At 57.4% G+C, this 2,602-nt stretch carries 3 protein-coding genes; 1 reads left to right on the top strand and 2 read right to left on the bottom strand.

Going from position 1 to position 2,602, the window contains the following annotated elements; all coding sequences use genetic code 11:
- Positions 1-910, top strand: a 910-nt coding sequence (locus Q8Q07_03515; protein ID MDP3879359.1) for a 3-hydroxyacyl-CoA dehydrogenase family protein, incomplete at its 5' end; no start/stop codon positions are given.
- A gap of 51 nt (positions 911-961) precedes the next feature.
- Here the strand turns inward: Q8Q07_03515 and Q8Q07_03510 are convergent.
- Positions 962-1,477 (bottom strand): GyrI-like domain-containing protein, encoded by a 516-nt coding sequence (locus Q8Q07_03510; GenBank protein MDP3879358.1) that lies wholly within the window; start codon positions 1,475-1,477, stop codon positions 962-964.
- 26 nt (positions 1,478-1,503) lie between these two features.
- Complete coding sequence (locus Q8Q07_03505; GenBank protein MDP3879357.1) at positions 1,504-2,514, bottom strand: D-2-hydroxyacid dehydrogenase; 1,011 nt, start codon at positions 2,512-2,514, stop codon at positions 1,504-1,506.
- Positions 2,515-2,602 lie beyond the last annotated feature (88 nt).

Below are 2,602 nucleotides of genomic sequence, written 5' to 3'. Positions count from 1 at the left end.
AATGGGAATAGACAGTATCAAACAGATTGCCGTTATCGGCGCCGGTAATATGGGGTCGGGCATCGCCGAGCTTATGTCGCGGGTCGGCGGCTACCAGGTGGTACTGACCGATACCACCGAGGAACTGGTACAGAGAGGGCTGCAAAACCAGCAGAACAACCTGCAAAAGTTCTTCGTGGACAAGGGGAGAATGACCACGGACGAGATGAAGGCGATAATCGGTCGTATCCAGACCACATCTGATATTGCTGAGGCTGCCAGCAAGGCTGACCTTGTCATCGAGGCCGTCTTTGAGAGCATGGACTTGAAGAAGAGCATCTTCAAACAGCTTGACGAAGCGGCTCCGGCCCACGCTATCCTGGCGAGCAATACCTCATACCTGAGCGTCACCGAAATGGCCGCTCAGACCAAAAGAGCGGACAGGGTGGCCGGTATGCACTTCTTCAATCCACCGTCCGTGATGAAGCTGGTGGAAGTGGTCAGGGCAGCATTAACCTCCGAGGAAACAGCAGCTACGGTGTATGAACTGGCGCGGAAGCTGGGCAAGGAGCCGGTATACTGCCGGGACACCTACGGTTTCCTGGCGAACCGCGCCGCCGGTGGGGAACCGGGACGGCCCTGGGGCAATGACGCCGTGGAGCTGGTCTGGGCGCATGTCGCCCCTCCGGAGGATATCGATAAGGCCGTCAGGCTGGGCTACAACCGCCCCATGGGGCCGCTGGAGCTTGGTGACCTCATCGGGGGGTGGGGGCTATGCGTCCATGCCGAGGAAGACACCATCCGCGAGTTTGGCTGGGAGAGAGGCCACGTTCATCCCCTGATCAAGATGATGGTGCGCGCCGGCTACACCGGAGGCATCGGCAAGAAGGGCATCTATGATTTCTGGAGGGATGTCCTCTCCAAGTGGTGACCTTTTAGACCGTCCAGTCCATCCGGCTGATAGTCCCGGGAATCCGCTCCGCTATCCCTTCTTCCTCACCACATAGCGGATGATAGTCTTGGGGACTTTAGCGTCAGGTCGGGTGAGGTACTCTTCCTCGTGGTCACCGGCTATCTCGAAGCCGCTGTCTTCAATGAAACGGTGCAGGCGTTCAATGGAGGCTGTCTCCCGGTCATAAGCCCCGAGGTGCAGAATCTGGGCCACCGTACCGTAATCCCAGGTCTCCAGCCTGACCTCAGTTCCGGCTACCTTCTGGGGCAGAGAGTCGGTATCGTCAGGCACCGGCAGGGCGACAATCATCGTCCATTTATCTTTGGGCATGGTAACGGCATCCGGGTAACGCGCACGGAGACCGCTCACTTTGAATACGGGCAGCCCCCGCTTCTTACGGTCAAATCTCAGCGTGTAGACAGAGCCGTAGAGAGCAGGCATCAGTTCCGGAAAGACCTTATCCGGCGCCCCTTTACCGGTAACCACCCCCACCTTCTGCGGCGGCATCTCCAGTATCCGGGGATCTGTTTTAGACTGGCGCGGCATGACCTCACCCCCCTTTTTGTCTCAGGTCAGTACCCTTTTGCCCGGTCAATCTCATTTATCAGCGGCTGTTGTCCGTTAGCGTACCTCTTCAGGTTCTCGCAGAAAAGGTCGGTCAGCCGGACGTTACGCATCTCGCTCCTCGCCGATACATGGGGGCTGATGATGACATTGGGCAGCTCCCACAGCTCGCTTTCCGGAACCAGAGGTTCCTTCTCAAAAACATCCAGCCCGGCCCCACCAATCCAGCCTTCCTTAAGCGCCCGGATAAGCATGGCCTGGTCAACAACACCACCCCGGGCAACGTTGATGAGCACCCCCGTGGGCTTCATCGCCTTCAACTCCCGCTCCCCTATCATCTTCTTCGTTTCGTCGGTCAGCGCCACCGTCATCACCACGAAGTCGCACTCGCCCAGCATCTCCAGTAAGTCCTGGGGAGGATAGAGCGTATCAACTCCCATAACGGAGGACTCCTTCTTCACTGCCGACTTTCTGGTAGCCACGATTCTCATGCTAAAGGCGCGGGCGAGGCGGATTATCTCATTGCCGATGCTGCCCAGACCGACGATACCCAGGGTCTTTCCGTGAAGCTCGAGGAAATCAATCTTCTGCCACCGTCTTGCCTGCTTGTTGGCAAAGCACCGGGGGGACATCTTGACAAACATCAGCATCACGGCCATGACATACTCTGAAATCGGGATATTCTGCGTCCCCCTGGAATTGGTCACGATATATTCAGTGTCCAGCAGGCTCCTCGCGGCAGCACTGTCCACACCGGCGCCGATATACTGCACCCACCTCAGCTTCGGTGTCTGGGAGAAAATATCGGGCGGCCAGGGTGCCCTGGGCATAAGCAGCACCTCCGCCTCCCGCAACAAGCTATCAAGCTCGGCGCGGCGGTTACCCGGCGCAGCCCCCGGCAACGAGGCTTCAAAAACATCGGTAGCATCAATCACCTTGATTCGCTTATCGGCAGCAGCCACCCGCCGCTGTAAGTCTTCCTCCAGCCTGGAAGCAAGGACAACATTGATAGTATTCATCAAATACCCCCATATTTTGCATATTTTGCCCGGTAGTTTCCGTGAAGTCACCGACCATTCTTCGGGATTTACCAGTCACAGTATAGCA

The organism is Dehalococcoidales bacterium, assembly GCA_030698765.1.
Classification (GTDB): Bacteria; Chloroflexota; Dehalococcoidia; order Dehalococcoidales; family UBA2162; genus JAUYMF01.
This window is presented reverse-complemented; position numbering and strand designations above follow the sequence as displayed.

Excerpts from the sequence above, each read along its gene's own strand:
- Q8Q07_03510 (MDP3879358.1), bottom strand. The coding sequence starts at position 1,477 with ATGCCGCGCCAGTCTAAAACAGATCCCCGGATACTGGAGATGCCGCCG.
- Q8Q07_03505 (MDP3879357.1), bottom strand. The coding sequence starts at position 2,514 with ATGAATACTATCAATGTTGTCCTTGCTTCCAGGCTGGAGGAAGACTTA.